The organism is Flavobacterium sp. CF136 (assembly GCF_000282055.1).
Classification (GTDB): Bacteria; Bacteroidota; Bacteroidia; order Flavobacteriales; family Flavobacteriaceae; genus Flavobacterium.
Map to the genome: position 1 here is coordinate 69,950 of NZ_AKJZ01000021.1, position 26,068 is coordinate 96,017.

Sequence of the window (26,068 nt, forward strand, 5' to 3'; positions counted from 1 at the left end):
AATCTATTTTTGTTTTAAAGTTAAGTAGTTCCAGTATTGAAAAAGGGAACGTTTTTTCAAATAATCATAATTGGTTTCGTTTGAATATGCTTCTCTCTCAAAACTAATATTCCGATACGCCAATGCCGCATTTTTATATTGAATCAAACGCACCAAATATTCTAAAATATACCAAATAAAAAACGGAATTACCAGCATTTCCAGTTGCTGTCGTAAATGAATTTTTTCGTGATTTACAAAAGTCTTATTCACTTTATCAAAATCATATTTCATCAAAATGAAGGGAAACACAGCCATTCCACGATATCCATTCGGAATTAAATATTTAGCAACAATCAGAAACATTGGCTGTAAAATTTATAAATTTGTAGAAGCAAAATTGTTTATTTTCATTAAAATCACAATCCAAATAATATTGATTTTGATTTTAAAACAAATAGATATTGCACAGAAATTACCATTATGAAAGAGCAAAGTAATGAAAATAAATTAACCGAAGGCGAAGATTTTTATTATACCCCCGAAGGTTATAAGTGTTTTACCGAAAAATACCACCTAAAACGTGGTTATTGCTGCAAAAGCGGCTGTCGTCATTGTCCGTATGGGTTTGATAAACGAACAGGGGAAATAAGAAAGAAAGCTAATTAGTCAATTTGAAAATGTGTCAATTAGATAATTTTGTCATCCTGAGCGAAGTCGAAGGACAAATCTAAAATCATCAATCTAAAATCTAAAATTATAAATGGATATTCTCTTGCGAAAATTTAGGATTACGATCCACAAATCCTATCACAGGTCGGATATTCGTTATCCTTAGTCATTTTAATTAGAAAATGTGCCAATTTGAAAATTAGATAATTCAAATCTAAAATCTAAACTCAGAAATCTAAAATAAAAAAAATGACTTTTAAAGAACAAATACAACAAGGAATTCCTTCCATATTACCTCAAAAAGCAGCATACGATCCGACTATTAATCATGCTCCAAAGAGAAAAGAAATACTTTCGGCAGAAGAAAAAAAACTGGCTTTAAAAAATGCATTGCGTTATTTCGAATCAAAACATCATGCCGAATTAATTACTGAGTTTTCAGAAGAATTAGAAACTTACGGACGCATTTATATGTATCGTCTTCGTCCGGATTACAGAATGTATGCGCGTCCAATTGACGAATATCCCGGAAAATCATTGCAGGCAAAAGCCATTATGCACATGATTCAGAATAATTTGGATTATGCTGTGGCGCAACATCCACATGAATTAATTACATATGGCGGTAACGGAGCAGTTTTTCAGAACTGGGCACAGTATTTATTGACAATGCAATATTTGTCTGAAATGACAGATGAGCAGACTTTAACCATGTATTCCGGACATCCGATGGGATTATTTCCTTCGCATTCAGAAGCTCCAAGAGTTGTGGTTACAAACGGAATGGTAATTCCGAATTACTCCAAACCGGACGATTGGGAAAAAATGAATGCATTGGGCGTTTCGCAATACGGACAAATGACGGCCGGAAGCTATATGTACATTGGTCCGCAGGGAATTGTTCACGGAACCACGATTACCGTTTTGAATGGTTTTAGAAAAATAAAACAAAACCCTGAAGGAAGTTTATTTGTAACTTCCGGATTGGGCGGAATGAGCGGTGCACAGCCAAAAGCCGGAAATATTGCAGGCTGTATCACAGTTTGTGCCGAAGTAAATCCTAAAATTACTAAAATTCGCCATGAACAAGGCTGGATAAATGAAATCGTAACTTCGACCGAAGAATTGGTTAAGAGAGTAACTTCGGCGAAAGCCAATAAAGAAGTGGTTTCGATTGCCTATTTAGGAAACGTAGTTGATGTCTGGGAATGTTTCGATAAAGAAAACATCAAAATCGATTTAGGTTCTGATCAGACCTCTCTTCATAATCCCTGGGCGGGCGGTTATTATCCGGTTGGAATTTCCTTTGAAGAAGCGAATGAGATGATGGCCAATAATCCTGAATTATTCAAAGAAAAAGTTCAGGAAACTTTGCGTCGACATGCTTCAGCCATCAATAAACACACGGCTAAAGGAACTTACTTCTTTGATTACGGAAATGCCTTTTTACTTGAAGCTTCGCGTGCAGGTGCAGATGTAATGGCGAAAAATAATATAGATTTTAAATATCCTAGTTACGTTCAGGACATTATGGGACCAATGTGTTTTGATTATGGTTTCGGACCTTTCAGATGGGTTTGTACGTCCGGAAAACCGGAAGATTTGCAAAAAACCGATACAATCGCTTCTCAGGTTTTGGAAGAAATGGCAAAAACGGCTCCGGATGAAATTCAGCAGCAAATGCAGGATAACATTAAATGGATCAAAGGTGCACAGGAAAATAAACTGGTTGTGGGTTCTCAGGCACGTATTTTATATGCAGATGCCGAAGGGCGTATTAAAATTGCAGAAGCTTTCAATCAGGCAATTGCGAAAGGCGAAATTGGAACCGTTGTTTTAGGACGCGATCATCATGACGTTTCCGGAACTGATTCTCCGTACAGAGAAACTTCAAATATCTATGACGGGTCTCGTTTTACGGCTGATATGGCGATTCAAAATGTGATTGGGGACAGCTTTAGAGGTGCTACGTGGGTCTCTATTCATAATGGCGGAGGAGTTGGCTGGGGAGAGGTTATAAACGGCGGATTTGGTATGGTTCTTGATGGTTCTAAAGAGGCTTCAAAACGTTTAGCATCAATGCTTTTCTGGGATGTTAACAACGGAATTTCAAGACGAAGCTGGGCCAGAAATGACGAAGCTATTTTTGCCATAAAAAGAGCTATGGAAGTGCAGCCTTTACTAAAAGTAACTTTACCTAATATAGTAGACGAAAGTTTATTTTAGCTAATAGTGTCATCCTGAGAGAAGTCGAAGGATGATGAAAAAAAAAAGGGCTTCAACTAAGTTTATCCTAAGCGAAGATGAATGGACTCAGCCTGACAAAAAATTGTGAACATTAAATCTTAAACATATGAAAACATTCAAATTAGTACCGATTTTTCTGCTTTTAATACTAACTTCATGCAGTACCGTTAGTGTTTATTCTGATTATGATAAAAACGTAGATTTTGCACCTTATAAGACTTATGCTTTTTTTAAGCCCGGAATTGATAAGGTCGAGATTTCTGATTTGGATAAAAGACGTATTCTTCATGCAATAGATACTGAAATGCAGGCTAAAGGGTTTACCAAAAGCGAAAACCCGGATTTATTAGTAAATATTTTTACCAAATCAAGAGAGCAGGTAAATGTAAACCAATTTAGTGCCGGATGGGGTTACGGTTGGGGTTGGGGATGGAATCCTTACATGATGTACGGAGGACAGCCTATGATTTCTACTTCTACCGAAGGGACATTATATATTGATCTCATTGATGCCAAAAAGAAAGAAATGATCTGGCAGGGTGAAGGTATTGGAAACCTGACTAAAAACGTTAATAAAAAAGACGAAAAAGTAGCCGAATTTGTAAACAAAATTTTAGCGCAATATCCACCCGTAAAAAAATAGTTTTCAGTCGCAGTTTTCAGTTTTCCAAAAAAACTAAAAACAGTTTCTGAATTCTTCTAAAAATAATTAATACATTTGTTTTTCTAACAAAACAAATGACAAACTTAAACAACAATAACATCATAATTAGCATTATTGCAATTCAGCAATAATGGCGAGGTGTTATATAAATTTAAATCAATATAATTTATTAAACCTCCCAAATCGGGAGGTTTTTTTATTTAATGAATAATTAAAAAACAGCCACGAATTGCACGAATTAACACAAATTATTTTTTGCTATTAAATAAAAAAAATTAGAGCAAATTTGTGTAATTCGTGGCAAAAACAAACATTATGAATCTATTTAACGAAGTACTGAATGCAAAAAAGCAACTCGAAAATGTAGTTGCCGCTACTCCGCTCACACAAAACCTGAATCTTTCTGACGAGTTTAAATCGACTGTTTTATTAAAAAGAGAAGATTTACAAATTGTCCGTTCGTATAAAATCAGAGGAGCATACAACAAAATTTCTTCGTTAACCGATGATGAAAAAGCAACAGGAATTGTATGTGCCAGCGCAGGAAATCATGCACAGGGCGTAGCATATTCCTGCAACTTGCTTCATATAAAAGGCAAAATTTATATGCCGAAAACAACTCCGAAGCAGAAAGTAAAGCAAGTGCAATTATTTGGAAAATCATTTGTTGAAATCGTTCTGACCGGAGATACTTTTGATGATGCTTATGCTTCGGCTACTGCGGATGCCATAAAAAATCATAAAATTTTCATTCATCCTTTTGATGATTTAAAAGTTATTGCAGGTCAGGGAACTGTTGGTTTAGAAATCCTGGACAGCTGCAAAGAACCAATTGATTATGTTTTTGTTCCGATTGGCGGCGGCGGACTGGCTTCCGGATTATCTGAAGTTTTTAAACATTTAAGTCCTAATACCAAAATTATTGGTGTTGAGCCTAAAGGTGCTCCATCAATGAAAAATTCTATTCAGGAAAATAAAAATATAGCACTAAAAACCATTGATAAATTTGTTGACGGAGCCGCCGTAAAACAAGTTGGCGATATGACTTTTGAAATCTGCCGTGAAAATCTTGACGATATTATTTTAGTTCCCGAAGGAAAGGTTTGTACCACGATTTTGAGATTATACAATGAAGAGGCAATGGTTGTAGAACCCGCCGGAGCTTTGACAATTGCAGCTTTAGATTTTTATAAAGACAAAATAAAAGGTAAAAACGTAATCTGTGTTGTAAGCGGAAGTAATAACGACATTGAAAGAACTGCCGAAATAAAAGAACGCTCCTTGCTCTACGAAGGATTGATGCATTATTTTATGATTCAGTTTCCGCAGCGTCCGGGAGCACTAAAAGAATTCGTTAATAATATTTTAGGACCTGATGACGACATTACTTATTTTCAGTTTGCAAAGAAAACCAGTCGTGAAATGGGTTCAGTTGTAGTTGGATTAGAACTGAAAAACAAAAAAGACATTCTTGCCATTAAAATGAATATGACAAAAAATGGTTTTGAATTTCAATATCTGAATGATAATCAGGATTTGTTTACGCAACTGATTGGTTAAAATTAATTCCGCTTTTTGTTTTTAACTTTGAGATTCTCTGTGTAATCTTTGTGTAACTTTGCGTAATTGCTTTTTCACAGAGATTCACAAAGTTTTCGCAAAACTTCACTAAGAAAAGTAATTATTCTTATTCTAAAAAACATGGCGACTCAAGATATTTCCAACATTGAAGACATTAAAATTTTAGTAAATACATTTTACGATAAGGTACAAAAAGACGATTTAATTGGCCCAATATTCAATCAGAAAATGATGGGAAGATGGCCAGAACATCTGGAGAAAATGTATCGCTTTTGGCAAACTATTCTTTTAGAAGAACATACTTATTCAGGAAGTCCTTTTCCTCCACATAAACAATTACCGGTAAACCAATCTCATTTCAATCGATGGATGGAAATTTTCACCTCAACTGTAGATTCTTTATTTGTTGGAAAATTAGCCGAAGAAGCAAAGGTCAGAGCAGCAAATATGGCGTATATGTTTAATTATAAAATTGAATATTTTAGGAATTTGGAGAAATAAGTAAAAATCCGCTCAAATTAATATTTGCTTTCAATACCAAAATATGATTACTTTTAAATCAAACAAAAAGTCCCATAACCTGTAAAAATCTCATTTGAATATGAAAAAAATTCTGTTCCTTTTATTATGTATTTTCTTTTTTAGCCTTGCTAATGCACAATCTTCTGCAAAAACCAGCTTATATAAAGGTACAGTTGACGGAAAAACACCAGTAACATTTTACATAAAAACTGAAGAAAACCCATGTACAGCTGATTTGATGTATACCGCAATTTATCGTTATGACAAATCAGGGAGCTGGATACAATTAGACATTACTCAAAATAAAAAAAGCGAAAACAAATTTGTATTAGTAGAACATGGATTTACCGGCGTAATGATCCTAAAAAAAGAAAGCAATACTTTTAGTGGTTTATGGATAAGTCCTGACACTAAAAAACAATTAAAAATAGACGTAAAGGAAGTTCTTATGACTAAAAAAGAAATTGAAAATTACGAGAAAAAAATGGAGAAAATAAATTATGAAAATAATGACTGTTAAAAGACATTTGTTTTTCCTTGCTTTTGAGATAAATCAATGAAAAATGTAACAAAAAATGGTTTTAAATATTTTTTTTGTAATTAACAGCAAAAAATAGCGTCTGAAATTCGTAATTTTACATTCTAATCTACAACGATTTTCAAAATGAATCCAACAATTGAAACAAATCCGTTATTAGAACGATTGCCAAAACATTTAAAACAATTTATTAAGCCTCAGGATTATAGTGATTATACTCCAATCAATCAGGCGGTTTGGCGTTATGTGATGCGTAAAAATGTGGATTATTTATCGAAAGTTGCACATCATTCCTATTTAGAAGGTTTACGAAAAACAGGAATCGAAATTGATTCGATTCCGAGCATGTATGGCATGAACCGAATTCTGACCGAAATCGGCTGGGCTGCCGTTGCTGTTGATGGGTTTATTCCGCCCAATGCTTTTATGGAATTTCAGGCGTATAACGTTTTAGTTATCGCATCAGACATCAGACAATTAGAACATATCGAATACACACCAGCTCCGGATATCATTCACGAAGGTGCCGGTCATGCCCCTATTATTGCGAATCCGGAATATGCAGAATACCTGCGCCGTTTTGGAGAAATTGGCTGTAAAGCGATTTCATCTCATAAAGATTATCAAATGTATGAAGCGATCCGGTTACTTTCGATTTTGAAAGAAGCCGAAGATACGCCACAACAAAAAATTGATGAAGCCGAAAAAGCGGTTGCCGATTTACAAAATAATATGGGCGAATTATCAGAGATGGCTCAGATTCGAAACCTGCATTGGTGGACAGTTGAATATGGCCTGATTGGAACTGTCGAAAATCCTAAAATTTATGGTGCCGGATTGCTTTCTTCAATTGGTGAAAGTGCCTGGTGCATGACAGATAATGTAAAGAAAATTCCTTATGATATCTCAGCTGCGAATCAGAATTTTGATATTACCCAATTACAGCCTCAATTATATGTAACACCAAATTTCTCTTATTTAAGTTTGATTTTAGAAGAGTTCGCCAACAAAATGGCTTTGCGAACCGGAGGGCTTTCGGGGCTTAATAAATTGATTCATTCGAATGCTTTAGGTACAATTGAATTAAGTACAGGTCTACAGATTTCCGGTGTTTTTACCAAAGTAATTGAAGAAGAAGGAAAACCTGTTTACATTCAGACAACCGGAAAAACCGCTTTATCCTATCGCGAAAAAGAATTAGTCGGTCATGGTACCCTGACACATTCTGAAGGATTTGGAAGCCCGATCGGAAAACTGAAAGGCTTTAATTTAGCCATAGAAGACATGAGTCCAAAAGACTTGCAAGCGTACAATATTGTTGAAAATGAAACTGTAAAATTAGAATTTGAAGGCAATATTATAGTTGAAGGTGAAATCATCACTGGCTCCAGAAATTTACATGGAGAAATTATCCTGATTAGTTTCAGGAATTGTACTGTAACTCATGGTGAGGAAGTTTTGTTTCAGCCAGAGTGGGGAAATTACGATATGGCGATTGGAAAAAAAGTCGTTTCGGCATTTTCCGGTCCTGCCGATGTAAATAGTTTTGACTTAATTAATACAGTTCCTAAAACTACAACTATTAAAGCAAAACATACTGACAAGCGTGATGCTCTGGAAATTTTATATCAGACCGTACGCATGATTAGAGAAAATAAAGATTCTAAATCAGAACTAAAAGCTGTTTTTGAAAAAATAAAAAAAGATCATCCTGCCGATTGGCTGCTTTCTGTAGAAATTGCAGAACTTTTGAAGGATTCAGATGAAAAACAATTATTATCGGAAGTCCTGGTATATCTTGACCAGCTAAAAGAAAAACGTCCTGAAATAGCGCATTTAATTTCCGGCGGATTGGATTTGATTTTTGTGTAAAAACAATACTACAAACATGTACTGAACAAAAAATAAGGATATTTATATTCCTTACTATATCCCCGCATTTTCAATTTATTAGTTCCCTACTTATAAGTTAGTTATAACAAAACGTTTAAGTTAAAAATATATTTTTAACTTATTTTTAATTTATATTAATTATTAATCTTCTTCTTTTTTATGATTTTTTTTGTCAAATAAAAAATATACTTTATACTTGTGGTCAAATTAACCATTAGAAAAACAGGTGTCATTTGTAATTGAAATTCTTGCAATGTGAACCTGACTTACTAAAACTATAACAAATTATTTAACCATTTTTTTATGACACTTAAAAACTACAAAATTTTTGCTATTCTATGCATAGCATTATTTGGAAATCTTGCTTGCAGTAAAGATTCACTTATTGAAGAGCAGGAGGCAGCTGCAAAACAAGAGATTGCAGCCCAGACTACCATTTCAACAGCAAGGTTCCCTAATTATAATACTAATCCATTGCCGGCAGACGCTAACGGAATGGGAAGCAATGCACAGGCTATTGCATCCAATATAAAAATTGGGTGGAATATCGGAAATACTCTGGAAGCAACTGGTGGCGAAACATCCTGGGGAAATCCAAAGGTCACAAAAGCTTTAATTGATGCAGTAAAAAGCAAAGGTTTTAACGCTATTCGTATTCCTTGTTCGTGGAGTAACAATTTAGCCAACTCTGCTACTTTGAAAATAAAATTGGAATGGCTCAACAGAGTAAAAGAGGTAGTTCAGTACTGTACTGATAATAATATGTATGTGATAGTAAATATCCACTGGGATGGCGGATGGTTAGAAAAGAATATAACTGTAGCCAAACAAGCTGAAAATAACGAAAAGCAACGAGCTTTCTGGGAGCAAATAGCCACCCATTTACGTAACTTTAATGGACATTTGCTTTTTGCCAGTGCCAATGAACCTGATGTAAAAGACGCAACCGAAATGGCCGTTTTAAAGTCATATCACCAAACTTTCATAAATGCAGTACGTTCTACAGGAGGGAAAAACGCTTACAGAACATTAATAATTCAGGGACCAGGTACAGATATCGGGAAAACAAATCAGTTAATGACATCATTGCCTACCGATAAAATAGCTGGAAGAATGATGGTCGAGATTCATTATTATGCGCCATGGAATTTTTGTGGATTGACTAAAGATGAGATCTGGGGAAAAATGTTTTACTATTGGGGTTCAGGTTTTCATTCAACAACCGATACTGGCAGAAATGCTACATGGGGAGAAGAAACCGCTGTTACTGCCGATTTTAGACTTATGAAAAAGCAATTTATAGATAAAGGAATTCCTGTTATCATGGGAGAGTTTGGCGCTATGCGACGTACTTCATTAACAGGTACAAATTTGACAAAACATTTGGCTTCCAGAGCTTATTATTTAAAATATGTTGTTAAACAAGCAAAAATCAACGGTTTGGTACCTTTTTATTGGGATGAAGGAAGCTTAGGCAACAATGGTTTTGGAATCTTTAAAAGAAGCAATAATACTGTTGGTGATACCCAGGCTTTAAATGCCTTAATGGAAGGATTAAAATAAATTATTTCTGTCCCTCAACCCTTATAAAAGATAGCGAATTCCACAAATTAACACGAATCGATCTGTTCTAATTTGTGGAATTCGTGTTTTTATTTTCTTTACAACTTCAAATCCTGATTAAAATCGCTATCGGATTCAATCGCTTTACCATTGTATTGTAATTTCCATCCCATTGTATTGGTCAAAATCAAAATTTTGGACAACTCACTGATTAATCGATTTTGAGCATTTGTTTTTAATGAAGATTTTTCAATCTTTTTGGCCAGGTTTGCCTTTACCGATTTGTTTATTTTGTTGTAATCATCCCCTGTAAACGGATTTAGTTTGCTTTGCTCAACATCATAAAACTGAATATCCGGATTGATCGTAATTTCTTCTTTTGGAATATTGAGAATCGTAATTGTTTTATTTTTTTCATCAATATCGTATTTCATTTTATGCAAATCATACGCTACCGTAACATTTGCATTCACGACAATAAGTGCTTTTTTCTCAAAAGAAACCATGTCCATCAAATATTTCTGTTGATTTTTATAGGTCAGTACTTCGGAAAAATGCCCTTCGGTAACCACTAATTTTCCAACATTCAAAATTTGCTGCTGTATCAGATTGGTATTATAATCGATTGTAGAATCGTCATCTTTTTTGAATTCACAATATTTGAAAGCAAGCACAATTATAACGACAATCCCGATACCGGCTAAAATTCTTTTAAGCATAATTTTGATTTAATAATGAAACGCATAGCTAATTTAGTGTTTTTTTTTTAGAAGAATTCTTAAGTTATTCTGAACCCTTTTTTTAAATCAAAAAAGAGCGATTAATTCCAAACATTGAAATTATGTAAGATTATCAGCTTTTTAAATAACCTTTAAAACAACCTTTCGCATAATTTTGTGAAAAATGATTTTTAAACCTCCTAAATGAAAATGTCATGATCGAAAAAATTAAAGAATTACCACCGAATATGATTGGTTTCAAAACTGCCGGACACATTATTAAAGGCGATGTTGATTTTGTTACCTCAGAAGTAAGACTTTTAATTGAGGACACTCAAAAACTTAATTATTTACTCTTTTTTGACAATTCTCCGACCGATTTTACTTTAGGCGCCTGGCTGCATGAAGCGTTACTCAGCATTAAAAACATTACAAAATGGACACGTGCAGCAATTGTAACTGATTGCCAGAGAATGATCAATTTTACGAAAGTTTTTAATAAAATAATGCCCGGGGAATTTAAAGGATTCAAAAAAGAAGATTATTTGCTGGCCGTTGACTGGACTGCAGAAAAAATTGATTTGGATTAAATTTAAAAAATTATGTCATGAACGAAAATTTAAATAATAAAGAAGCTGTCAATAAATTGATCGAATTGGTAAAAGGCATACATATAGGGATTTTTTGTACTGAATTAACAAAAACCCCAATTCAATCAAGACCAATGAGTGTTGAAGATGTAGATGATCAGGGTAATTTATGGTTTATTAGTTCTGCGACAAGTAATAAGAATTTCGAAATTCTAAAAGACGATCAGGTTCAGCTTTTTTTTGCTAATAATTCGAGTTCACAATATATTTCTATCTATGGTCATGCAACAATATACAGGGATCAGGAAAAAATAGATGAATTATGGAACCCGATTGCCAAAGCCTGGTTTGAAGAAGGACAAAGAGACCCAAACGTTACTATTATAAAGGTTACACCTTCTGATGCATATTATTGGGATACGAAAGACGGCAAAATAATTTCATTGCTTAAAATGGCCGGATCGGCACTTTTCGGCAATAACCCGGATATTGGTGTTGAAGGGAAATTAAATTTATAAAAGAAAGAGACTCAAACGAGTCTCTTTCTTTTTATTTTAAAACAACATTAGTTTTTATTTAGTTCATCGATTACTTCTTTTGTAAGCTTAATACTTTTTAATTTGGCATGATGGTCAAAAATAGGGCTTGTTATCATGAGTTCATCAATTTTAGAATATTCAATAAACTCCTTTAAATCAATTATGAGTTGTTCTTTACTTCCCACAAAAGAACAAGCTGTCATCTGATTTACATGAAACCGCTCTTCTTCGCTCATAATATCATCAAGAGAATCAACAGGTGGTTGCAGTCCTTTACGATCATTCCTGATTAAATTTAAAAACATTTGATACAAACTCGTTGACAATTTTTCGGCTTCTTCATTTGTGTCGGCAGCAATGATATTCACACATGCAATAGTTTTTGGTTTGTCTGCAACGGCAGAAGCCTGAAAATTATCCCTGTAAAATTCAAATGCCTGTAACATTTGGCGAGGTGCAAAATGTCCTGCGAAAGCGTACGGATAACCATAAGAAGCAGCTAAAGATGCACTTTCCATACTTGATCCTAAAATCCAGATTGGGACTTTTGTTCCTTCAGCAGGAAAAGCCCTGACTTTTGCAGTCGCATTTTTTTCTGAAAAATATTCCTGAAGTTTCGCTACATTTTGCGGAAATCGCTGTGCCTGTTCAAAAAAATCTTTTCGGATAGCTTCCGCTGTTGGCTGATCAGTTCCCGGAGCTCTTCCTAAGCCCAAATCAATCCTGCCCGGATAAAGAGTTTCAAGAGTTCCAAATTGTTCGGCAACGATCAAAGGTGAATGATTCGGAAGCATAATTCCGCCGGAGCCCACCCGTATGTTTTGAGTCTGACTGGCAATATATCCAATCAAAACCACCGTTGCCGAACTTGCTACATGTGCCATATTATGATGCTCGGCAAGCCAAAATCGTTTATATCCTAAACTGTCTGCTAATTGAGCTATCTCTTTTGTTTTTTGTAAAGTTTCAGACGCATTACTATCCTGTGTAATAATGGCGAGTTCTAATATGGAGATTGAAATGGAGTCTTTCATGTAAATATTTGCTATTGTGCAAAATTAATCCATTTAAAACGAAAGCTAAATTCTGTGGTGTTAATAGAATTATAATATTTGAAATGAAACATATTAATCCATAAAAAAACGCCTTATTTATAGTAAGGCGTTTTTGGGTTTTATAATTTTATTCTTTTGGTTTCGTCAGATAATAAACCGGGATTCCGATCAGCATAATCAAAATTCCCCATCCACAGGTTGAGAACTTTGTAAAAAGAAGTGATACACAAATCGCTGAAGCAATCACAATATATAATAATGGTAAAAATGGATATCCAAAAGCTTTATAAGGTCTTTCGACGTCCGGCATTTTTTTACGCAATATAAAAATTCCGTAGATCGTTAAGATGTAAAAAATCAAAACGATAATGATTACAAAGTCCAATAAGTCCCCGTATTTTCCTGTCAGGCATAAAGCCGAAGCCCAAATACACTGTGCCCATAAAGCCCATGCAGGTACACTAAACTTATTAAGTACTGCTGCTTTTTTAAAGAACAAACCATCGTTTGCCATCGTATAATATACTCTTGCTCCGGCCATAATCAAACCATTATTACAGGCAAAAGTCGAAATCATAATCATAATGGCGATAACCAAAGTTCCGATATCACCAAAAATATATTGCGAAGCTACCACCGCTACCCTATCTGATTTTGCCGTAGCAATTTCATCTAACGGAATTACCGCCAAATACATCAAATTTGTCAAAACATAAATAATGGTAACGATAAAAGTCCCTAAAAACAAACTTAAACCCACATTACGTTTTGGATTTTTAATCTCTCCGGCAATAAAAGTCACGCCAACCCAGGCATCACTCGAAAATAGTGAACCCACCATCGCTGCCGAAATTCCTGTAATCAACGCTTTTCCGCTGATAGGAAGCCATGAACCATTATCTGTATTATATGATCTTGGTGTCCAGGCATCTGCCCAGTTAGCATCCCAAACCGATGCTTTTGCTGCAAGCGTTAATCCAAAAACGATTAAACCCAGCAAGGATAATATTTTAATAATCGTAAGGACTGTTTGTAAAATTTTTCCGTTTTTTACACCACGACTGTTAATGTATGTCAATAAAACAATAGTTACAATCGATACAATCTGAGCTCCGTTGAGTTTAAAAGAACCCAGTTCAAACAATATATTTTCATCGCTGAGAGGTTCATAAAGATATGCTGCAAATTTTGAGAAAGCCACACCAACGGCAGCAATCGTTCCGGTTTGGATCACCGCAAAAAAGCTCCAGCCGTATAAAAAAGCAATCAGTTTGTTGTACGCTTCTTTCAGGTACACATATTGTCCGCCGGCCTTTGGAAACATCGCACTCAGCTCACCGTAACTTACCGCTGCAATAATGGTAATTAATCCTGAAATTAGCCAAATTAGTGTCAGCCATCCTGCCGAACCAACTTGTCTGGCAATATCGGCGCTTACAATAAATATTCCTGAGCCAATCATAGAACCTACCACAAGCATGGTTCCGTCTAGTAATCCGAGTTCTCTTTTAAAATTTTCCTGATTGTTTTCCTGCATTATTTTGGTTTTTTGGTTGGTTAAAGATATACTTTTTTTGGAAATTTTAGATTTAGAATGCAGATTTTAGATTCTTTAAAATTATTTTGTGTGTGTCCTTCCGGAGCGGGATTTCATTTTCATGAGAAAATAAAATTATTCAATAATTCAAAGGATATTTATACTTTAGCAGTAATAGACTTGAATCTATGACAAGACCTTCAGAGAATAAATTAAAAAGTTGTTTTTTCACTACATGAATTTAAAAGAAGAACTAATCAACAGGATTGCTCAAGATAAAATAGATTTTAATGTTGGTATAAAGCTCTTATTAGAAGATACAGAATGTAATTTTAATGAGCTTTTTTCAACTTTAAAAAATCATATAATCAATTCTATTCCAAACAAAACAGATTATAATTCAGAAGCTTATCAAAAAGCATTAAGCACAATTCCATTAAAATCAACTTTCACTCCAATTGTAATTCTAAAAAACAATCCGACAAAAATTGCATTTAATAAATTAGCAGTACTTCCTGAAAACGAAAATAAAAAAACAATAACAGCATTACTTTGGATCTTTAAAATAACTGATACCGAAAGAAGAAATACTGAATGTAAAAATGGTTGTGGGCATTTTTGGCATGAGCTCGAATAATTTTAAATCAATAAATATCAATTTTATAATTATGTCAACAGCAATAAAATATAAAAAGTAAATTCTGTTTTTTTTATTAAATTTGAATCAAGTATTATTTTGGTTTAAAGTCAAGCATTTAATTAACAATTGTTTAATTTCTCAATTATTCATGCCTGGGAATACCAAGGAAGCATCTTTTCTTCAAAAAAACTACAAGACTTGAATCAAATTATTAATCTGCAAATTCAGAAGCTATGTCTAAATTTCAAGTTTATAAGAAATTACGTTTCACAAATATTTTCATTCTTCTCTTAATTGTTTTTGTTTCTTGTGCCTTGCTAATTTGTATCAATTTTTTCACCATTAAAACCTTGTCTGCAAACAGAGCCTATATAAGCGGAGAATCATATTATTCAAAAGGGCAAAAAGATGCTTCCCGTCATTTGATAACATACCTATATACTAAAGACGAAAACCAATGGAAATTATACCTTGAAGAACTCAAAGTTCCACAAAGTGACGGAATGGCACGAGTAGCATTATTAAAAGGAGGAGATGAAGAAATTGCCCGCAAGGCACTACTTCTGGGCCGAAACCACCAGGAAGACTTAAACGATATTATTTGGTTATTTGTTAATTTTAAACAGGTTTCTTTTTTAGCAAATGCTATTAACGAATGGGAACAGGCTGATGAATTAATTTTTAATTTATTTATAACAGGACAGCAAATCAATACCAAAATAAAAAATGATATTTTAACTGTTGCAGATCAACAAAAATTCCTTCAGGATATTAGTGCAATCAGCGATAAACTCACTATTAATGAACGTAACTTTTCGAATACACTGGGCGAAGGAGCCCGCAAAATAAAAGACTTGCTTATTTTTACTAATGTATTTTTCATTCTGATTATTATTTGCAGTGTTAGTTTTTATTATTCAATAATGGTAAAACACCTAATTGCTTCTAAAAAAGAAATCGAAATAAAAAATGAAAACCTAATACTGGCAAATCACGAACTTGACCGTTTTGTCTACAGTGCTTCACATGATTTAAGATCTCCAATAACCTCATTAAAAGGCCTGATAGAAATTACTCAATTTGAAGATAATATCGATCAAATTAGGGAATATCTGTCTTTAATGCACGAAAGTTTAGCCAGACAAGATCAGTTTATTATCGACATTATTGATTATTCGAAAAACAAACGAAAAGAAATCATCATAGAACCTGTTAGCTTACACGAACTAATTGATGAAGCCATATTGCAGCTTATGCATTTTGAAAATGTCAGCCAAATTGAGATTACAAAAGAATTATTGGCAGATGAAATTCAAAGTGACAGTTTACGCCTGAAAATCATTATTTCGAATTTACTTTCAAACGCTATAAAATATGCTGACAATAGTAAAGAGCAAATGTCTATATCCATTAAAACTTATATGGATAATGATTTTTATAAAATTGAAATATCTGATAATGGAATTGGAATTAAGGACGAATTTAAAGATCATATTTTTGAAATGTATTTTGGGACAAACAAAAACAAAGGATCCGGACTGGGACTGTATATAGTAAAAGAAGCAGTTGAAAACATTAAAGGAAACATTTATATGACCTCAGAAAATAATATCGGAAGCAAATTTATTGTAACAATACCAAGGTCTTATGGAATTTAAACCTGTATTTTTATTAATTGAAGACAATCTTATCGATCAGCTTGTTATCAAACAGCTCATAAGAAAATCTCTTGATATTGAAGTAAATATTACTAACAATGGCAGGGAGGGTTTACTGTGGCTGCACGATCACGAAAATTTAAATCAGTCTGTAATTATTTTGCTGGATATTCAGATGCCCATAATGAATGGGTTAGATTTTTTGGAAGAGTTTGATAAATTAAGTGAAAAATTCAAAAAAGAAATTCAGATTTATGTCCTTTCATCTACATTAGACCCCGATGAAATTAAACGAATTAACGAAAATAATTATGTAACTGAATTTTTAAACAAACCTTTACAAATTGAGGATTTCATAAAGAAAATTCACCTTTAATTCTAAGACACGATTTACCTGCGAGAAAGTTATTCGCGATTGAAAATCTTTTTTATTATTTTTGAAAAGAGAGCAATACAAGTTACCAGTTACCTTAAAGAAACAATAGTGAATAATAAGATTTTAGCATTAGAAAAATTAAAAAACAAGGAAAAATTCTCTAACGAAGAATGGGAAAATCGTGGATTGAATCCTTCAGAAAAAAGTCTATGCATTAAACTTGAAAAGTCTTTTAATGATTTAATAACAAATTTAATTTCTTCCAGTAATACAAAAAAATCGCCTCAAGAAATTGAAACCATATTCGAAAAATACTTTAATAAAATTAAATCTGATGAATTAGATACAGAAGAAAGAGAATTTGTTGTGGACTATTTTGACGAGATTGCTAAAATTTTAAAAAGCGATAGTCTTAATGAAAAACTAAACTCTTGGACATACGGAACTGAAGCTTATGACTACGAGAAAGCTGTTAAAAAACTTTCGGAGAAAATACTAGAAGAAGAAAGAAAAAGACACGAGATTATTTCTATGGAATGCTCGAAATGTAGAACACAATTGGAAACTTTTATATTAGAAAAAGACAATAGCATTCCTAGTTTCGAGTTTGACATAATTAAATGTGTAAAATGTTCTGAACTTAATATTCTCGATAAAGGTTGTGGAATAAAAAGATATCGATTCTTAAATTATGAACTAATAGAAGAGTTACCAAAAGAGGAATACGATTTATCTAAAGCTTTACAAAGATTAGAACAATTAAAAACCCAGTAATAAAGGCAACTGGTAACAGCTACTACAACGAATTTGGGTAATTGGCTTAATGGGAAGTTAGTTTTGTACCAAACCCGTTGTAGTACCAGAACGTTAGGCGTCATTGTACCTCAGAAAGAAGAAAAAAGAACTAAAATTCAAACCAAACGAAACTAAAAATTGATGTCAGAAGAAAATCAAATTGAAATACCATTAAGTAAGCAAAAATTATATTTAATGTTATTTGGTTCAATAATATTTGTTGGAATTGGAACTTGGTTGGTAGTAAATCCACCTAAAAGTAATCATCCAATTTTTGGAAATCCAATGATAATTTTAATAAGCGGAATATCTGCAATTGTATTTTTTGGATATATTACGTTTACCCTTTTTAAAAAATTACCTGACAATAAACCATGTTTAATAATTAATTCCGAAGGAATAATTGATAATTCTAGTGGAGTTTCAGCAGGAATCATTTTGTGGACAGATATAATCGAAATTTCAACATCGAACGTAATGAACCAAAAATTCTTAATGTTTATTGTAAAAAATCCTGAAGAATATATAAATCGTCAAAATGGAATTGTTAAAAGAAAAGCAATGGAAATAAATTATAGAACTTACGGTTCGCCAATTAGTATTTCTGCAAACACATTAGACACAAATTTTGAAGAATTATATGAATTGTTACAAAGAAAATTCAACGAAAATACATAGAAAAACAACGAACGACTAACAGCTACTACAACGGATTTGGGTAATTGGCTTAATTTGGAAATGGTTTGTATTTGTAAGTATTTATTTGATCCGAAAATAAGGTTTAATTTAACTTCAAACCACTTGTAGCAAGGGAACGTTATAGACAACGTTAAAAGACAAACGACACATATGAGAAACAATACATTGATTCTAACTTTGGCTTTTTTATTTTTTGCTTGTAATTCACATACAGAAAAAAAAGCAACAATTATTCAGACTGCTGACAATTCTGGCGTGACTTTGGTAAATAAAAAATCAGAAAGATTTATTCCTGAGACAAAGAAAACTGAAAAATTTGACACAATAATAGCCGACAGAAAGATACATATCACTATTAAAAGAACAGATCTTGACAGTTATGTAATCAATGAATATGAAGAAAATGGCAACAAGCAAATTGACAAATACAGAGACGCTGAAATATCGCTGACAATTAAACGAAATTCACAAATACTTTTAGACACAATATTTATAAAAAAACAATTTTCAAAATACGCTGACAATGGATTTATGGATATTGCAATTTTCCATAACTATTGGTTTAACAAGTTAGACAAAGATAAAATTGAATTTTTTGGATCTATTAGCAAACCAGAAACCGATTATGCTATTGACTTTTATCATTATTTTGACTTGACAAATAGAAAATTGACTTTTATTCAAAAACCCGAAGAAGACGAAGAATAGAAAAGCAACCCATAACAGCATATGTCTTAAAACGAGAAATTTATTATTACTCAAGATCAAAACATTGGACTTAAAAAACATTATTCCAAAATACGATTTACCTGAGAAAAAGTTCTTTCATAGTAAGGCTCTTTTGTTGAAGAAATCATAACACCTCCGTGGGTTGAGGAATGAACAAATTTAATTTCTCCGTCAACAACTTCTACCACCATTCCTACGTGATTAATGTGATGCCTGCCATTGGTTTTAAAGAAAATTAAATCGCCTTTTTGCGCCTCATCAGTGTTAACTTTCATCCCAATTCGGGATTGTTCGATTGAACTTCTTGGGAGCTTAATATCAAAATTTCCAAAAGTACAGTACATTAATCCTGAGCAGTCAAAACCTGCTTTTGTTGTCCCTCCGGAACGATAACGGGTTCCTATATTTTCAGTAGCATTCGATATTAGTTGATCTATTAAATCATAATGGTTACTCACTTTTATTAGTGCAGCAGAATCATTTTTAACTATTACTTTATCATATGATTGCTGAGGAGATCCTAAAGTATCTTTTATTACCTGAGTTGGCTTTGAAGCCTGCAAAGCATCTGCTTTTTCTTTTGAGACATGGATTTTTAAAATATATCCCAGTGGCAGTTTCTTTTTAATTTCCGGATTTTGCTTTTCTAATTCAGCAACAGAAATTCCAAACTCTTTTGCTATTCCATATTTCGTTTCTTTGGGCAAAACTTCTCTTGAAACTTCCACATCCGTAGATGTTTGAATACTACTTTCAATTGTTTTTTCTGAATCTGAAACTGCAATTACATTCGATGGAATCGTAATTTGCTGTCCTATTTTTAGCCCTTCGGTTTCTAAAAGTGGATTGGCTTTTTTTAAATCCTCCACGGAAATATTATATTTTTTTGAGATTCCCCATAACGTTTCTTTTGCCTGAACTTCGTGTAATCCGGGAGTTGTGTTAGCAACAGTTTCATTAGGTTTTATTGTTGCTGATTGATTGGTATTTGGAATTAATAAAACCGAATTTAGTTTTAAAATTTTAGGAGCGTTTGGATTTGCTTTAATTATATCTTTTGGTTTCAGTCCGTATTTCTTAGCAATTATGGTAAGGTTTTCACCTTTTGAAATGGTGTGTTTGATATATTTTTCCTGAGAAAAACCTGCTATACTAAAAAAGAATATTATGATGGCTAACCTAAAAATCATTTGGGGGGATTTTTTTTATTTAACTGTGTATGATGTATTTAAGAGAATCCAATAAAAACAATGCATACCTATAAAGCGAATTTAACTTTTTAAACTAAAAAAAGCACTTTTTTTAACAAGTTTTTAAGTTCTGCTTAACATTTAAAAATGCTTCTGGGATAACTATTTTTTAAAATATTCATGATAAAACACATAAGCCCTAGCCCAGATGGAAGCGGCATCCTTTTGTGGCGGAGTTCGCCACAAAAGATATAGCGCACAGCTGGAAATAGCTTCTAACAAAAAACGCCCTGTTTTCACAGAGCGTTTTGAATATAATTGAATCTTAAAGATTAAGCTTTTCCCGCAGCAATTAAATTTAATGCTGAACCTGCAACGAACCAGCCAATCTGACCTGCGTTGTAAGTATGGTTTGCCAAAATGATATCTTTAGAACCATCTGCATGAACGAATTCTAACGTTAATGGTTTTCCCGGAGCGAAATCAACTAAATCAATGAAGTTAATTGTATCGTTCTCCTGAATTTTATCGTAATCAGCTTCGTTGGCGAAAGTTAATCCTAAAAGACCTTGTTTTTTAAGGTTTGTTTCGTGGATACGGGCAAATGATTTTACCAATACCGCTTTAACTCCTAAGAAACGCGGCTCCATTGCAGCATGCTCACGAGAAGAACCTTCACCATAATTGTGATCTCCTACAACAATAGAGGGAACTCCGGCTGCTTTGTATGCACGCGCTACCGCAGGAACTGCATCGTAAGCTCCTGTCAATTGATTTTTAACAGAGTTTGTTTTTTGATTGAATGCATTTACGGCACCAATCAGCATATTGTTAGAAATATTATCTAAGTGTCCGCGGAAACGTAACCATGGTCCAGCCATAGAAATGTGGTCCGTAGTACATTTTCCGAATGCTTTAATTAACAATTTAGCACCAGTAATGTTTTTTCCATCCCAAGGGTCAAACGGCGCTAATAATTGCAAACGGTCAGATGTTGGGCTTACCACTACCTGAACTCCGGAACCGTCTTCAGCCGGAACCTGGAAGCCCGGATCTTTAACATCAAATCCTTTTGGAGGCAGTTCGTCTCCTGTTGGAGCTTCAAGTCTTACTTCTTCTCCATCTTCGTTGATCAAAGTATCTGTTAATGGGTTAAACCCTAAATCACCTGCAATAGCCATAGCGGTAACCAATTCCGGAGAACCTACGAAAGCCAAAGTGTTTGGGTTCCCATCTGCACGTTTTGAGAAGTTACGGTTGAAAGAGTGAACAATGGTGTTTCTTTCTTCTTTCTCTGCCCCATCTCTGTCCCACATACCAATACATGGTCCGCAGGCATTAGCAAAAACAGTAGCTCCAATTTTTTCGAAAGTATCGATAAATCCATCTCTTTCAATTGTATAACGAACTACTTCAGAGCCTGGAGTAATTGTAAATTGAGATTTAGTTTTTAAGTTTTTAGCACTTACTTGTCTTGCCAAAGAAGCAGCACGAGAAATATCTTCGTAAGAAGAGTTTGTACAAGAACCAATTAAACCAACCTGAATTTGTAATGGCCAGTTATTTTTGATTGCTTCTTCTTTCATTTTTGAAATTGGAGTAGCTAAATCCGGAGTAAAAGGGCCGTTTAAATGTGGCTCTAATTCAGATAAGTTGATTTCGATAACCTGATCGAAATATTTTTCCGGATTAGCATATACTTCAGGATCTCCGGTTAAGTAATAAGCAACTTTATCTGCAGCATCAGCAACATCAGCTCTGTTTGTAGAACGCAGGTAACGCCCCATAGAAGCATCATAACCAAAAGTTGAAGTTGTAGCTCCAATTTCTGCACCCATATTACAAATAGTTCCTTTTCCTGTACAGGACATAGAAGTAGCACCTTCACCAAAATATTCAACGATAGCACCAGTACCACCTTTTACGGTTAAGATACCGGCAACTTTAAGAATAACATCTTTAGGAGCAGTCCATCCTGATAATTTACCGGTTAATTTTACTCCAATTAATTTAGGAAATTTCAATTCCCAAGCCATACCGGACATAACATCTACAGCATCAGCTCCTCCAACACCAATAGCTACCATTCCTAAACCACCTGCATTTACAGTGTGAGAATCGGTACCAATCATCATTCCACCCGGGAAAGCATAATTTTCAAGTACTACCTGGTGAATAATTCCGGCTCCCGGTTTCCAGAAACCAATTCCGTATTTATTAGAAACAGAAGAAAGGAAATCAAAAACTTCGTTACTTTGTGTTTTTGCTCTGGCCAAATCGGTTGCAGCATCAACTTTAGCCTGAATCAGGTGATCACAGTGAACTGTTGTTGGAACAGCCACTGTTTTCTTTCCGGCATGCATAAATTGTAATAAAGCCATTTGCGCCGTTGCATCCTGACATGCTACGCGATCCGGTGCAAAATCAACATAATCAACACCTCTTCCAAACGCCTTCGTTGGATTTCCGTCCCAAAGGTGATTGTACAAAATTTTCTCAGTCAATGTAAGTGGACGACCAACAATTTCTCGTGCCTTATCAACACGACCAGGCATGTTGGCGTACACTTTTTTTATCATTTCAATATCAAAAGCCATATGATTTAATTGTTTTTGTTAGTTTTTTTCAACATTCTAAGATACGAAAAATTGAGTAGTTACATAAAAAAAAGCCTGAGTTTATGACTCAGGCTTTCAGAATTATGATTAAATTAACTAATCATTGATTATTTCACAAGTAATTTATGAGAAGGTGCAAACTTGGTTAAATTAATACCTTTCACCGCTGTTACGTATTCCTCTATAGTAGGAGTTCTGCCCAATATTGTAGAAAGAACTACAACCGGAGTAGAGGAAAGAAGCGACTCTCCTTTTTTACCTTCAGTATCTTCAACTACTCTTCCCTGGAAAAGACGTGTAGATGTTGCCATTACCGTATCTCCCTTAGCAGCTTTTTCCTGGTTCCCCATACAAAGGTTACAACCAGGACGCTCTAAATATAACATGTTTTCGTATTCTGTACGCGCTGCACCTTTAGGAGCATCATCATTAAATTCGAAACCAGAATATTTCTGTAAAACTTCCCAATCACCTTCAGCTTTAAGCTCATCTACGATGTTATAAGTAGGAGGCGCTACTACAAGAGGCGCTAAAAATTCTACCTTTCCTTTTTGCTCTTCTATATTCTTAAGCATTTGAGCAAGGATTTTCATGTCGCCCTTATGAACCATACAAGAACCAATAAATCCAAGATCTACTTTTTTATCACCTCCGTAGAAAGATAACGGTCTGATTGTATCGTGAGTATATCTTTTAGAAACATCATTATTATTTACGTCCGGATCAGCAATCATTGGCTCTGCAATCACATCAAGATCAACCACAACTTCAGCAAAATATTTAGCATTTGCATCAGGAGTCAAAGCTGGTTTCTCTCCAGTTTTAATCTCTGTAATTCTCTTATCCGCTTTATTAATCAATCCCTGAAGAACATGTTTATCATTGTCCATTCCTTTATCGATCATGATTTTGATTCTGCCTTTTGCAATTTCTAATGATTCAACTAAAGTATCATCTTCAGAAATACAGATAGAAGCTTTTGCTTTCATTTCTGCAGTCCAGTCCGTAAAAGTAAATGCCTGGTCAGCAGTCAGCGTTCCTAAGTGAACCTCAATGATTCTACCCTGGAATACGTTCTCACCACCAAATTGCTTAAGCATTTGAGATTGTGTAGCATGAACCACATCACGGAAATCCATGTAACTTTTCATATCTCCTTTGAAAGTAACTTTTACAGATTCCGGAATTGGCATTGAAGCTTCTCCGGTAGCAAGTGCAAGAGCAACTGTTCCTGAATCAGCACCAAAAGCAACACCTTTGGACATTCTTGTATGTGAGTCACCACCGATAATGATCGCCCACTCGTCTATTGTAATATCGTTAAGTACTTTGTGAATTACGTCCGTCATTGAATGATAAACTCCTTTCGGGTCACGAGCAGTGATTAGACCGAAGTCGTTCATGAATTTCATCAATTTTGGAATGTTTGCCTGCGCTTTTTTATCCCAAACTGAAGCAGTATGACAACCTGATTGGTAAGCACCATCCACGATTGGCGAAATTACTGTAGCAGCCATAGACTCCAATTCCTGAGCAGTCATAAGACCTGTAGTATCTTGCGATCCTACAATATTAACTTCTACACGAACATCAGATCCGGCGTGTAATACTTTCCCTGGAGTCGTACCAACAGCGTTTCTGTTGAAGATTTTTTCAACAGCTGTAAGTCCTTGTCCTTCAATAGAAACTTCTTTCGATGGAGCAAATACAGTAGGAATATTGATACCTAAAAGTTTACATGCAAATGTTTGTATTTTTTTACCAAATACAATCGCATATGACCCACCAGCCTTAATGAATTCCAATTTCTGAGGCGTAAATGCCTTAGAAATGTCAATCAATTCCTGATCGCCATTATATAGTTTTTTCTTTTTTGTGTTTATTGTAAGAACTGTCCCGGTAGCAACAGAATATGTTTCTTCCAGAACCGGATCACCACTTTCATTACGAATTAGGTTGCCATCTGCATCCAATTTTTTAACCCAGTTTTTAAGGTCAATACCAATACCACCAGTAACATCAACAGTTGTTAGGAAGATTGGAGAAATACCGTTTGTACCTCCAACAATTGGAGCAATATTTACGAATGGAATATATGGGCTTGCTTGTTTACCTGTCCAAAGAGCCACGTTGTTTACACCTGACATTCTTGATGAACCTACACCCATGGTACCTCTCTCAGCAATTAACATCACGCTTTTATCAGGATGTTGTGCCTGAAGTGCCTTAATTTCGTCTTGTGCCTGAGGAGTAATCATACATTTACCATGCAATTCACGATCTGAACGTGAATGAGCCTGGTTACCCGGAGAAAGTAAATCTGTCGAAATATCTCCAACTCCAGCGATAAAGGTTACAACTTTAATTTCTTCCGCTATTTCCGGAAGTTTTGTAAAAAACTCAGCTTGTGCGTAACTTTCAATAATTTCTCTGGCAATTGCATTACCGCTTTCGAACGCTTCTTTAAGACGATCTGTATCCGCATCATAAAGATACACTTGTGTCTTAAGAACTTTTGCAGCTTCTTTCGCAATAGCAGCATCATTACCCAAAGCTAAATCAAGAAGCACTTCAATTGAAGGACCACCTTTCATATGTGATAATAATTCAAAAGCAAAAGCAGGAGTAATTTCATTTAAAACAGATTGACCTAAAATAATCTCCTTTAAAAATTTGGCTTTTACACTAGCAGCACTAGTAGTTCCTGGTATAGTGTTGTAGATAAAAAATTTAAGAGAATCTTCTCTGTATTCATTATTTACATCTTTAACTTGAGCAATAATTACACTTAACAAATCGGCACCATCAATTGGTTTCGGGTTAAGTCCTTGTTCTTTACGCTCTTCAATTTCTTTAAGGTAATCTTTATAAATAGTATTATCAAAAGCCATAGTAAATAGGTATTTTTATTTTTTTGTTCGCAAATTTAGGAATTAAAGCCGACAATTAAAAAAAATATAACAGATGTAGCTTTTTCAAAAATTATTATTGCAAAATAATGAATTACACCACTTTTTATTGTCAAAAATTTAATTTTGAATTCAAATAATAAATTATCAATAATTTAAAATCTATTCTTTAACAAAGTCGAAATTTAATGTTACAAAGGAAGTGGGATTTTACCCCGTTTTTAAGGAAGAACTTTTCTAAATAAGCAATTATAACGTTGTAGTTTCTTCTTTCAATGTTACTTTCTACGTAATACTACTTAAAATTTTAAAAAAAAATTAACTGAATTATTTCGAATTTTCTATTAATTCAAAT

General features: G+C 34.1%; 23 protein-coding genes. 16 read left to right on the top strand and 7 right to left on the bottom strand.

Annotated elements, in window-relative coordinates; genetic code table 11:
- Window positions 1-3: 3 nt before the first annotated feature.
- The gene (locus tag PMI10_RS09200) at window positions 4-345 is read right to left on the bottom strand and encodes a hypothetical protein (RefSeq protein ID WP_007806981.1); all 342 of its coding nucleotides are present in this window, start codon (window positions 343-345) and stop codon (window positions 4-6) included.
- Window positions 346-462: 117 nt separating this feature from the next.
- Between PMI10_RS09200 and PMI10_RS09205 the strand changes: the two genes are divergently transcribed.
- From PMI10_RS09205 to PMI10_RS09240, 8 genes are all read left to right on the top strand, one after another.
- Window positions 463-648: a DUF5522 domain-containing protein gene (locus PMI10_RS09205; RefSeq protein WP_007806983.1), complete on the top strand. Its 186-nt coding sequence runs from the start codon at window positions 463-465 to the stop codon at window positions 646-648.
- A gap of 252 nt (window positions 649-900) precedes the next feature.
- Window positions 901-2,877 carry a urocanate hydratase gene (locus tag PMI10_RS09210; RefSeq protein ID WP_007806985.1) on the top strand — a complete coding sequence of 659 codons (1,977 nt, stop codon included), beginning with the start codon at window positions 901-903 and terminating at the stop codon, window positions 2,875-2,877.
- A gap of 127 nt (window positions 2,878-3,004) precedes the next feature.
- Window positions 3,005-3,541, top strand: a complete 537-nt coding sequence (locus PMI10_RS09215; protein WP_007806987.1) for a DUF4136 domain-containing protein — start codon at window positions 3,005-3,007, stop codon at window positions 3,539-3,541.
- Window positions 3,542-3,877: 336 nt separating this feature from the next.
- A complete protein-coding gene (gene ilvA / locus PMI10_RS09220; RefSeq protein WP_007806989.1) occupies window positions 3,878-5,122 on the top strand; it encodes a threonine ammonia-lyase IlvA in 1,245 nt (414 codons plus the stop codon).
- A gap of 141 nt (window positions 5,123-5,263) precedes the next feature.
- On the top strand, window positions 5,264-5,644 hold the full coding sequence (locus tag PMI10_RS09225; RefSeq protein ID WP_007806991.1) for a group III truncated hemoglobin: 381 nt from the start codon (window positions 5,264-5,266) through the stop codon (window positions 5,642-5,644).
- 100 nt (window positions 5,645-5,744) lie between these two features.
- The gene (locus PMI10_RS09230) at window positions 5,745-6,185 is read left to right on the top strand and encodes a hypothetical protein (RefSeq protein WP_007806993.1); all 441 of its coding nucleotides are present in this window, start codon (window positions 5,745-5,747) and stop codon (window positions 6,183-6,185) included.
- Window positions 6,186-6,329: 144 nt separating this feature from the next.
- On the top strand, window positions 6,330-8,075 hold the full coding sequence (locus PMI10_RS09235) for an aromatic amino acid hydroxylase (protein ID WP_007806996.1): 1,746 nt from the start codon (window positions 6,330-6,332) through the stop codon (window positions 8,073-8,075).
- A gap of 324 nt (window positions 8,076-8,399) precedes the next feature.
- Window positions 8,400-9,659 (top strand): glycoside hydrolase family 5 protein, encoded by a 1,260-nt coding sequence (locus PMI10_RS09240; protein WP_007806997.1) that lies wholly within the window; start codon window positions 8,400-8,402, stop codon window positions 9,657-9,659.
- Between the two features lie 98 nt (window positions 9,660-9,757).
- Here the strand turns inward: PMI10_RS09240 and PMI10_RS09245 are convergent, their stop codons facing one another.
- Window positions 9,758-10,378, bottom strand: a complete 621-nt coding sequence (locus tag PMI10_RS09245) for a DUF4230 domain-containing protein (RefSeq protein ID WP_007806998.1) — start codon at window positions 10,376-10,378, stop codon at window positions 9,758-9,760.
- Between the two features lie 215 nt (window positions 10,379-10,593).
- Here PMI10_RS09245 and PMI10_RS09250 point away from each other — a divergent pair, with 215 nt between their 5' ends.
- Together PMI10_RS09250 and PMI10_RS09255 are read left to right on the top strand one after the other, a co-directional pair.
- On the top strand, window positions 10,594-10,968 hold the full coding sequence (locus tag PMI10_RS09250) for a SpoIIAA family protein (RefSeq protein WP_007807000.1): 375 nt from the start codon (window positions 10,594-10,596) through the stop codon (window positions 10,966-10,968).
- 17 nt (window positions 10,969-10,985) lie between these two features.
- Window positions 10,986-11,486 (top strand): pyridoxamine 5'-phosphate oxidase family protein, encoded by a 501-nt coding sequence (locus tag PMI10_RS09255; RefSeq protein ID WP_007807004.1) that lies wholly within the window; start codon window positions 10,986-10,988, stop codon window positions 11,484-11,486.
- Between the two features lie 47 nt (window positions 11,487-11,533).
- Here the strand turns inward: PMI10_RS09255 and PMI10_RS09260 are convergent, their stop codons facing one another.
- Window positions 11,534-12,541, bottom strand: a complete 1,008-nt coding sequence (locus PMI10_RS09260; RefSeq protein ID WP_007807006.1) for an LLM class flavin-dependent oxidoreductase — start codon at window positions 12,539-12,541, stop codon at window positions 11,534-11,536.
- Window positions 12,542-12,689: 148 nt separating this feature from the next.
- Window positions 12,690-14,099 carry an APC family permease gene (locus tag PMI10_RS09265; RefSeq protein ID WP_007807008.1) on the bottom strand — a complete coding sequence of 470 codons (1,410 nt, stop codon included), beginning with the start codon at window positions 14,097-14,099 and terminating at the stop codon, window positions 12,690-12,692.
- Between the two features lie 235 nt (window positions 14,100-14,334).
- Between PMI10_RS09265 and PMI10_RS09270 the strand changes: the two genes are divergently transcribed.
- From PMI10_RS09270 to PMI10_RS09295, 6 genes are all read left to right on the top strand, one after another.
- Window positions 14,335-14,736: a DUF5958 family protein gene (locus tag PMI10_RS09270; RefSeq protein WP_007807010.1), complete on the top strand. Its 402-nt coding sequence runs from the start codon at window positions 14,335-14,337 to the stop codon at window positions 14,734-14,736.
- A 353-nt stretch (window positions 14,737-15,089) separates the two neighbouring features.
- Window positions 15,090-16,397 (top strand): sensor histidine kinase, encoded by a 1,308-nt coding sequence (locus PMI10_RS09275; RefSeq protein WP_238539462.1) that lies wholly within the window; start codon window positions 15,090-15,092, stop codon window positions 16,395-16,397.
- Window positions 16,387-16,773 (top strand): response regulator, encoded by a 387-nt coding sequence (locus tag PMI10_RS09280; protein WP_007807014.1) that lies wholly within the window; start codon window positions 16,387-16,389, stop codon window positions 16,771-16,773. The genes PMI10_RS09275 and PMI10_RS09280 overlap by 11 nt, the downstream gene beginning before the upstream one ends.
- A gap of 108 nt (window positions 16,774-16,881) precedes the next feature.
- Window positions 16,882-17,547 (top strand): DUF4844 domain-containing protein, encoded by a 666-nt coding sequence (locus PMI10_RS09285; protein ID WP_007807015.1) that lies wholly within the window; start codon window positions 16,882-16,884, stop codon window positions 17,545-17,547.
- 162 nt (window positions 17,548-17,709) lie between these two features.
- Window positions 17,710-18,246 carry an STM3941 family protein gene (locus tag PMI10_RS09290; RefSeq protein WP_007807017.1) on the top strand — a complete coding sequence of 179 codons (537 nt, stop codon included), beginning with the start codon at window positions 17,710-17,712 and terminating at the stop codon, window positions 18,244-18,246.
- A 171-nt stretch (window positions 18,247-18,417) separates the two neighbouring features.
- Complete coding sequence (locus PMI10_RS09295) at window positions 18,418-18,975, top strand: DUF4738 domain-containing protein (protein ID WP_007807019.1); 558 nt, start codon at window positions 18,418-18,420, stop codon at window positions 18,973-18,975.
- Window positions 18,976-19,055: 80 nt separating this feature from the next.
- Here PMI10_RS09295 and PMI10_RS09300 read toward each other — a convergent pair whose 3' ends face one another.
- The 3 genes from PMI10_RS09300 to PMI10_RS09310 all read right to left on the bottom strand — a co-directional run bounded on the left by PMI10_RS09300 (window position 19,056) and on the right by PMI10_RS09310 (window position 25,695).
- Window positions 19,056-20,186, bottom strand: a complete 1,131-nt coding sequence (locus tag PMI10_RS09300) for a C40 family peptidase (protein WP_007807022.1) — start codon at window positions 20,184-20,186, stop codon at window positions 19,056-19,058.
- 332 nt (window positions 20,187-20,518) lie between these two features.
- Window positions 20,519-22,783, bottom strand: coding sequence for an aconitate hydratase (locus PMI10_RS09305; protein ID WP_007807024.1), 2,265 nt, complete (start codon window positions 22,781-22,783; stop codon window positions 20,519-20,521).
- Window positions 22,784-22,911: 128 nt separating this feature from the next.
- On the bottom strand, window positions 22,912-25,695 hold the full coding sequence (locus PMI10_RS09310; RefSeq protein ID WP_007807030.1) for a bifunctional aconitate hydratase 2/2-methylisocitrate dehydratase: 2,784 nt from the start codon (window positions 25,693-25,695) through the stop codon (window positions 22,912-22,914).
- Between the last annotated feature and the right edge of the window lie 373 nt (window positions 25,696-26,068).

Bases quoted from the DNA above. Each gene is read 5' to 3' on its own strand.
- PMI10_RS09295 (WP_007807019.1), top strand. From the start codon at position 18,418: ATGAGAAACAATACATTGATTCTAACTTTGGCTTTTTTATTTTTTGCT.
- PMI10_RS09235 (WP_007806996.1), top strand. From the start codon at position 6,330: ATGAATCCAACAATTGAAACAAATCCGTTATTAGAACGATTGCCAAAA.
- PMI10_RS09215 (WP_007806987.1), top strand. From the start codon at position 3,005: ATGAAAACATTCAAATTAGTACCGATTTTTCTGCTTTTAATACTAACT.
- PMI10_RS09205 (WP_007806983.1), top strand. From the start codon at position 463: ATGAAAGAGCAAAGTAATGAAAATAAATTAACCGAAGGCGAAGATTTT.
- PMI10_RS09230 (WP_007806993.1), top strand. From the start codon at position 5,745: ATGAAAAAAATTCTGTTCCTTTTATTATGTATTTTCTTTTTTAGCCTT.
- PMI10_RS09200 (WP_007806981.1), bottom strand. From the start codon at position 345: ATGTTTCTGATTGTTGCTAAATATTTAATTCCGAATGGATATCGTGGA.
- PMI10_RS09255 (WP_007807004.1), top strand. From the start codon at position 10,986: ATGAACGAAAATTTAAATAATAAAGAAGCTGTCAATAAATTGATCGAA.
- PMI10_RS09310 (WP_007807030.1), bottom strand. From the start codon at position 25,695: ATGGCTTTTGATAATACTATTTATAAAGATTACCTTAAAGAAATTGAA.
- PMI10_RS09250 (WP_007807000.1), top strand. From the start codon at position 10,594: ATGATCGAAAAAATTAAAGAATTACCACCGAATATGATTGGTTTCAAA.
- PMI10_RS09270 (WP_007807010.1), top strand. From the start codon at position 14,335: ATGAATTTAAAAGAAGAACTAATCAACAGGATTGCTCAAGATAAAATA.
- PMI10_RS09260 (WP_007807006.1), bottom strand. From the start codon at position 12,541: ATGAAAGACTCCATTTCAATCTCCATATTAGAACTCGCCATTATTACA.
- PMI10_RS09210 (WP_007806985.1), top strand. From the start codon at position 901: ATGACTTTTAAAGAACAAATACAACAAGGAATTCCTTCCATATTACCT.
- PMI10_RS09305 (WP_007807024.1), bottom strand. From the start codon at position 22,783: ATGGCTTTTGATATTGAAATGATAAAAAAAGTGTACGCCAACATGCCT.
- ilvA (WP_007806989.1), top strand. From the start codon at position 3,878: ATGAATCTATTTAACGAAGTACTGAATGCAAAAAAGCAACTCGAAAAT.
- PMI10_RS09240 (WP_007806997.1), top strand. From the start codon at position 8,400: ATGACACTTAAAAACTACAAAATTTTTGCTATTCTATGCATAGCATTA.
- PMI10_RS09300 (WP_007807022.1), bottom strand. From the start codon at position 20,186: ATGATTTTTAGGTTAGCCATCATAATATTCTTTTTTAGTATAGCAGGT.
- PMI10_RS09290 (WP_007807017.1), top strand. From the start codon at position 17,710: ATGTCAGAAGAAAATCAAATTGAAATACCATTAAGTAAGCAAAAATTA.
- PMI10_RS09280 (WP_007807014.1), top strand. From the start codon at position 16,387: ATGGAATTTAAACCTGTATTTTTATTAATTGAAGACAATCTTATCGAT.
- PMI10_RS09265 (WP_007807008.1), bottom strand. From the start codon at position 14,099: ATGCAGGAAAACAATCAGGAAAATTTTAAAAGAGAACTCGGATTACTA.
- PMI10_RS09225 (WP_007806991.1), top strand. From the start codon at position 5,264: ATGGCGACTCAAGATATTTCCAACATTGAAGACATTAAAATTTTAGTA.
- PMI10_RS09245 (WP_007806998.1), bottom strand. From the start codon at position 10,378: ATGCTTAAAAGAATTTTAGCCGGTATCGGGATTGTCGTTATAATTGTG.